Annotated in this window: 6 protein-coding genes; 3 read left to right on the top strand and 3 right to left on the bottom strand. The window is 69.9% G+C overall.

The window, feature by feature from the left end; translation table 11 throughout:
- Nucleotides 1-14: 14 nt before the first annotated feature.
- Nucleotides 15-1,661 carry a glycosyl hydrolase family 18 protein gene (locus ABTW65_RS16560; protein ID WP_350661914.1) on the top strand — a complete coding sequence of 549 codons (1,647 nt, stop codon included), beginning with the start codon at nt 15-17 and terminating at the stop codon, nt 1,659-1,661.
- A gap of 100 nt (nt 1,662-1,761) precedes the next feature.
- Here ABTW65_RS16560 and ABTW65_RS16565 read toward each other — a convergent pair whose 3' ends face one another.
- Together ABTW65_RS16565 and ABTW65_RS16570 are read right to left on the bottom strand one after the other, a co-directional pair.
- Nucleotides 1,762-2,766, bottom strand: a complete 1,005-nt coding sequence (locus ABTW65_RS16565; protein ID WP_350661916.1) for an NAD(P)H-dependent glycerol-3-phosphate dehydrogenase — start codon at nt 2,764-2,766, stop codon at nt 1,762-1,764.
- The gene (locus ABTW65_RS16570) at nt 2,763-3,527 is read right to left on the bottom strand and encodes a lysophospholipid acyltransferase family protein (protein WP_350661918.1); all 765 of its coding nucleotides are present in this window, start codon (nt 3,525-3,527) and stop codon (nt 2,763-2,765) included. Before ABTW65_RS16570 ends, ABTW65_RS16565 begins: the two co-directional genes overlap by 4 nt.
- 61 nt (nt 3,528-3,588) lie before the next feature.
- On the opposite strand from ABTW65_RS16570, the gene cofC reads away from it, so the two are divergent.
- Nucleotides 3,589-4,230 (top strand): 2-phospho-L-lactate guanylyltransferase, encoded by a 642-nt coding sequence (gene cofC, locus ABTW65_RS16575; protein WP_350661920.1) that lies wholly within the window; start codon nt 3,589-3,591, stop codon nt 4,228-4,230.
- On the opposite strand, the gene ABTW65_RS16580 is transcribed toward cofC, so the two are convergent.
- A complete protein-coding gene (locus ABTW65_RS16580; protein WP_350661922.1) occupies nt 4,227-4,892 on the bottom strand; it encodes a hypothetical protein in 666 nt (221 codons plus the stop codon). The genes cofC and ABTW65_RS16580 overlap by 4 nt on opposite strands.
- Nucleotides 4,893-5,055: 163 nt before the next feature.
- Between ABTW65_RS16580 and ABTW65_RS16585 the strand changes: the two genes are divergently transcribed.
- Nucleotides 5,056-6,333: a hypothetical protein gene (locus ABTW65_RS16585; protein WP_350661924.1), complete on the top strand. Its 1,278-nt coding sequence runs from the start codon at nt 5,056-5,058 to the stop codon at nt 6,331-6,333.
- Nucleotides 6,334-6,476 lie beyond the last annotated feature (143 nt).

Here is a 6,476-nt window from a genome sequence, read left to right on the forward strand (position 1 = left end):
TCGGAGGTGTCACCATGCATGTCGCCTTGCCCCGTTCCCAGCGAAGATCACGCCGGATTGCCGGCCTTCTCATCGGCGCACTCGCCGGAGCGCTCGCCCTCACCGGCACGCTCGTCCTCACCAGCACCCCGTCCAGCGCATCGCTGAAGACGGCCGCCGCGGAGCCGACCGCGATCAACGGCTACCGCAACGTCGGCTACTTCGTGCAGTGGGGTGTCTACGGTCGCGCCTTCAAGCTCAAGCAGCTGGAGACGTCCGGGGTCGCCGACGACCTCACCCACCTCAACTACGCCTTCGGCAACATCCACCACCAGACGCTGACCTGCTTCGAGGCCAACAAGGCCCAGGGCGAGGGGCCCAACGGCTCCGACGGCGCCGGTGACGCCTACGCCGACTACGGGATGTCGTACGCAGCCGACGCATCCGTCTCCGGCACGGCCGACACCTGGGACCAGCCCCTGGCTGGCTCCTTCAACCAGCTCAAGCAGCTCAAGGCGAAGCACCCCGACCTGAAGGTCCTGCTCTCGCTCGGCGGCTGGACCTGGTCGAAGAACTTCTCCCTCGCGGCGGCCACGCCGGAGTCGCGACGCAAGTTCGTCTCCTCCTGCATCGACCTCTACATCAAGGGCAACCTGCCGGTGATCGACGGCCGCGGCGGCGCCGGAGCCGCCGCCGGCGTCTTCGACGGCTTCGACATCGACTGGGAGTGGCCGGGCTCGCCCAACGGCAATGCCGGCAACCACGTCGACCCGGTCAACGACCGCGCCAACTTCAAGGCGCTCCTGGCCGAGTTCCGCTCCCAACTGGACGCCCTGGGCTCGACCACGGGCAAGGACTACCAGCTCTCGGCGTTCCTCCCGGCCAACCCGCAGGACATCGAGGCCGGCGGCTGGAACGACCCGGCGATCTTCAACTCCCTCGACTTCGGCAACATTCAGGGCTATGACCTGTGGGGAGCCTGGGACCCGAAGCTGACCGGTCACCAGGGCAACCTCTACGCCGACCCGGCTGACCCGCGCCCCGACGGCAAGCGGTTCAGCGTGGACGAGTCGGTCCGCGAGTACCTCGACGCCGGGGTCTCACCGGCCCAGCTCGGTCTGGGCATGGCTGCGTACGGCCGCGGTTGGCAGGGTGCGACCTCCTCCGCCCCGTGGGGTCCGGCGACCGCCGCGGCGCCGGGGACGTACGAGGCCGGCAACGAGGACTACGACAAGCTCAAGTCCCGCGGCACCGACCACTACGACGCCGCGACCGGCGCCGCATGGCGCTACGACGGCAACCAGTGGTGGAGCTACGACAACACCCGCACGATCGCCCAGAAGGCGGCGTACGCCATCTCGAAGGGCCTCGGTGGAGGCATGTGGTGGGAGCTCTCCGGCGACCGCCAGGGCGAGCTGATCGGCACCTTCGCCGACGCCATGCGCAACGGCACCGGCGGCCCGGTCGAGGAACCGGACCCGACCGACCCGCCCACCGAGGAGCCCACGGACCCGCCGACCGACCCGCCCGCCGGGGCGGCTGCATGGTCGGCGACCACGGTGTACGTCGCCGGTGACCGCGTCACCTACGGCGGTCACCTGTGGGAGGCCAAGTGGTGGACCCAGGGCAACACTCCTGGCACCGAGGAGTGGGGCCCGTGGAAGGACCTCGGCACCGCCTAGTCCGCTGATCCTCCATCAAGGTACGCAGAGAAAGGCCCGCTTCCCGCGCGGAGTTCCGCACGGGAAGCGGGCCTTCGGCTACATACCTTGACGAAGGGACCTACTCGGTCTCGGCCTTCGTCGGCCGTTCGAGCATCTCGTCCAAGATCTCGCTGACGGTCTTCGCGCCGGAGACGACGTCATCGACGTACTGCGCCAGCGGCACATCCACCCCGACCTTCGCGGCCAGCTCGCGCAGCGAGTGGGACGACTTGGCGCCCTCGGCGACCTGGTGGCTGGAGGCGAGGATGTCGGCGGTGGTCATGCCCTTGCCGAGCTTCTCCCCGAACGTACGGTTGCGGGAGAGCGGCGAGGAGCAGGTCGCGGCCAGGTCACCCAGGCCGGCCAGGCCCATCAGGGTCATCGGGTTGGCGCCCAACTGCATCGCCAGCCGCGCGGTCTCGGCGAGACCCCGCGTGATCAGCGACGCCTGGGTGTTGTCGCCGAACCCCATCCCGGCGGCCATCCCGGTGGAGATCGCGACCACGTTCTTGTAGGCCCCGCCGATCTCGCAGCCGACGACGTCGGTCGAGGTGTAGGGACGGAACGCGGGCGAGTGCACGCGCGCCTGGATCGTCTTGGCGACCTCCTCGTCGGCGCACGCCACCACACCGGCGGCGGGCTCGCGACGGATGATCTCCTTGGACAGGTTGGGACCGCTGACCACCGCGATCCGATCCGGACCCGCACCGGTGACGTGGGCGATCACCTCGCTCATCCGCTCGAGTGTGCCGAGCTCGACACCCTTCATCAGCGAGACCAGCGGTACGTCCTGGGGCAGGAACGGCGCCCAGTCGGTGAGGTTGGCGCGCAGCGTCTGCGACGGCGCCGCGAGGACGACCAGGTCGGCTCCGTGCGCGGCCTTCTCGATGTCGTGGGTGGCGCTGATGTTGTGCGGCAGCTCGGTGCCCGGGTGGTAGTCGGGGTTCTCGTGGGTGTCGTTGATCGCCGCTGCGACCTCCTCACGCCGCGCCCACATGGTCACGTCGTTGCCCGCGTCGGCGAGGATGACCGAGAACGCGGTGCCCCATGAGCCCGCTCCGAAGACCGCTACCTTCTTAGTCAATTGCTGTCCTTCTTCTTCGTCTTGCGGGGGTCGCCGGTCGCATTCACACCGGCCTTCTTCGGGTCGAAGAGCTCGCTGGGCGGCTCCTCCTCCCGGATGTCGGCCACCAGGCCGACGATCGCCTTCATGATCCGGTCGGTCGCCTCGTTGACGACCGCCGGCGTGTGCTCCTGGACCTCGAGATCCTTCAGATCCACCGGATCACCGATCTTCATCTGGATCATCTTGCGACCGATGAGGTGCGGCTTGAGAGAGTACGCGGGAAGCAGCTCCTGGGCGCCCCACTGTCCCACCGGGTAGACCGGGGCGCCGGTCTCGAGCGCGATCCGCGCCGCACCCGACTTGCCGCGCATCGGCCAGCCGGTCGGGTCCTTGGTGATCGAGCCCTCGACGTAGACGACCACGATGCTGCCGTCGTTGACCGCCTTGACGGCCGCGTCGAACGCCGACGCGCCGGCCGTCCGGTCCACGGGGATCTGCCGGGCGGCCCGGAGGAACTTGCCCAACGGACCCTTGAACAACGCGGCCTTGGCCAGGTAGCTCGGGCGACGTCCGTAGTCCCACACGATGTGCGCCGCAGTGAACGGGTCTATCTCGGAGACATGGTTCAGCGCGAACACCGCTCCCCCGCTCTCCGGGATCTTCTCGCCGCCCTCCCACTCGTGCTTGGTGGTGGCGAGGAGGACGGGCTTCACGATGCCGACGGCCACGACCCACGACCAGCCGAGCCTGCCCTCCTGGAACTTTCGGTACTTTCCCACGCAGGGCAGGCTACCGGGCCGTATCCGCGACGTTGTGAGATACCTGTCAGGATCTACCCTGATGCCTGTACCTGCACCCGGTTACGTCGTACTGCTGCCCGTCAAGCCTCCGGCGCGCGGCAAGTCCAGGCTGGTCGGAATCGAGTCGCACGAGAGGGCCGATCTCGCCCGCTCGTTCGCCCTCGACACCGCCGAGTCGTGTCTGGCCGCCTCCGGCGTCGGCGCCGTGCTGGTGATCACCGACGACTCCTTCTTCGCCGCCGACGTCGCCCGCCTCGGCGCCGCCGTCATCCCCGACGGGGTCAGCGGTGACCTCAACGAGACTTTGGTGCAGGGAGCGCTCGAGGCCCGGCGCCGCTGGCCGGGGCTCCGCCCCGCGGCCCTGTGCGGCGACCTGCCGGCACTCCGCTCGGTCGACCTGGACGCGGCGCTGAGCGCCGCGGAGGGGTTCGGGGCTGCGTACGTCGAGGACGCGGCGGGCGGGGGCACCACCCTCTACACCGCGCCCCACGACCGGTTCCGGCCCGCGTTCGGGCCCGGGTCCGCCGCCGCCCATCGCGACGGCGGCGCCCATCCGCTGGAGGGCGACCTCCACTCGCTGCGCCACGACGTCGACACCCTCGAGGATCTCGAGAACGTACGCAGCCTGGGGCTCGGGCCGCGTACGACTCTCGCGTCGGTCCGCGTCGGGAGTCCCGGCTAGGACGACTTAGAGTCGCTGGACGGCGTCTCGGTCCCGGTGGCCGGGCTCGTCGTTGAGGTCCCGCTCGCCGGTGCCTTCTTCGCCGGGGTGGTCTTCTTCGCCGCAGCCTTCTTCGCGGGCGCCTTCTTGGCCGTCGTCTTCTTGGCTGCGGTCTTCTTGGCAGCCGTCTTCTTCGCGACCGTCGTCTTCGCCGGGGTGGACGCGGCGGGGGTCTCTTCCGCGGCGGTCGCCGGGGCGGAGGTCTTCTTCGCCGGGGTAGCCGCAGCGGAGGTGGTCTTCTTGGCCGCGGGGGTCTTCTTCGCGGTCGTCTTCTTGGCGGTGGTCTTCTTGGCCGCGGGCGCCTTCTTCGCCGCCGGAGCCTTCGTGGCCGTCGTCTTCTTCGCCGCGGTCGTCGTCTTCTTCGCGGGGCTCTTCTTGGCCGTGGTCTTCTTGGCGGCGGTCTTCTTCGCCGGCGCGGCCTTCTCAGCCGCCTCGGCCACCGGGTCCGCAACCGCCTCGGTGGGCTCGGCCTTCACCGGTTCGGCGACGGGCTCAGCGACCGGCTTGGCGGGCGGCTTCACGACCGGCCCAGCGGCCTTGGCCGGCGCCTTGCGTCCTGGCCGCGGCACCCGGACCTTGCCGGACACCACGTCGGCGACCAGCTTCCCGGCCGTCTCCCGCACCGCGCCGACTACTCTTCCGGCCTGTTTGCTTGCATCAGCTACTCGTTTTCTCACCACGCGATCGACCTTAGGCCATCTCCGGGACTTCCGAACATACCGACGGCATGTGAAAACGGATTGTTCACCTGATCTCTCCTGATTCCGACGTCTCGACGTGGTTACCGTGGAGAGACTCGGGGCACGTCCGCAGCACCGCTTCGACATCGCAGCCTTCGGGAGACAGGACGAGGAAGGTACGACCATCACCGACGTGCACATCGACGAGGAGCAGCCCACCGTGGTGCTCGAGGAGCCGCAGACCACGGTGCGGCACAGCCGCGCCGGGATCCTGTTCTCGGCCTGCATCATCCTCGCCCTGATCGCCTCCGTGGCCTGGCTGGCCGTCCACACGACCCGGCTCGCCGAGGGCCGCACCGGCGCCAACGTACCGACGCCGGCGCCGCCCGCTCCGACGGTCCGCAACAGCGAGCCCGCCATCCCGGCGACGTACGCCGATCTGCCCGTCGGCCCCGCGACGACCCTGCCCTTCGTGGATCAGGCCGGCCGGCTGCAGCTCGGCGCGAAGCCGCAGAAGGTCTTCGGCTCCCAGATGAGCGTGGCCGGCTGGACGGTGCTGATGTACGAGCGCGCCGACAAGCCCGGTCCGGTGTGGATCGCGCGGCGTGGGTCGACCATCCAGGTCCCCGGCCTGTGGACCCAGCCGGTCCTGAGCAAGGACGGCAACCAGCTCTTCGCGCTCCAGCAGACCGACGACGCCACCTCCGCCCTCGTCGCGGTGGACACCACCACGGGCGAGGAGACCGACCGGCTCGTGCTCGAGGGCGCCCCGGCCGCCACCGCTGTGCTCGGCACCGACCGCACCCGGGCCTACTTCCGCACCGGCATCGTGCCCACACCGCCGCCGGTGCCCGGCAACTACGGCGAGCTGACCGTCTCCCGGCCGCCGGTGACCGCCTGGGATCCCGGCGAGGCCACCCAGCGGATCTCGCTGCCGCTCGGCTACCAGCAGCTGATCCCGCTGCGGCGCGGCGTACTCCTCCACAACCCCGGCGAGTGGGAGGCCCGCTTCGCCGCCATCGAGGCCGACGGCAGCCTCACCCAACCCGGCGTCCACGCGCCGCTGCCCGGATCGGTCGCCGACTCCCCCGACGGCTCGATCGTCGCCATCGCCCGCAACCCCAGCGACCCCGGGATGATCAGCTACGGCGCCGAGCGCGGCATCGCGGTCAACATGAGCACCTCCGAGCACATCGACCTGCGCGTACCCGACTCCGTCGAGAAGGTCCGCGTCGCCGGCTTCGAGTCCGACCGCAGCGTCGTCCTCCACACCGCGACCGCCACCGACTCCTGGTACCTCCGCTGCTGGGTCGACACCGGCTCCTGCGACCGCATCACCGGCACCCAGCGCGGCGCCGACGGCCGCCAGATCCACCTCCCCTAGCCGAAACGTCAACCGCGTCGGCCGAATGGGCACCTGTGGACGCCGAGACGTCAGTTACGTCGGCCGAAAACGCAGTTGTGGGGGGGGGGGGGGAGCACGACGGGCCCCCACCCGAACACTATATTAAACTCCAAAAAAACGAC

It is taken from the genome of Nocardioides sp. NPDC127503 (assembly GCF_040302165.1).
Classification (GTDB): Bacteria; Actinomycetota; Actinomycetes; order Propionibacteriales; family Nocardioidaceae; genus Nocardioides.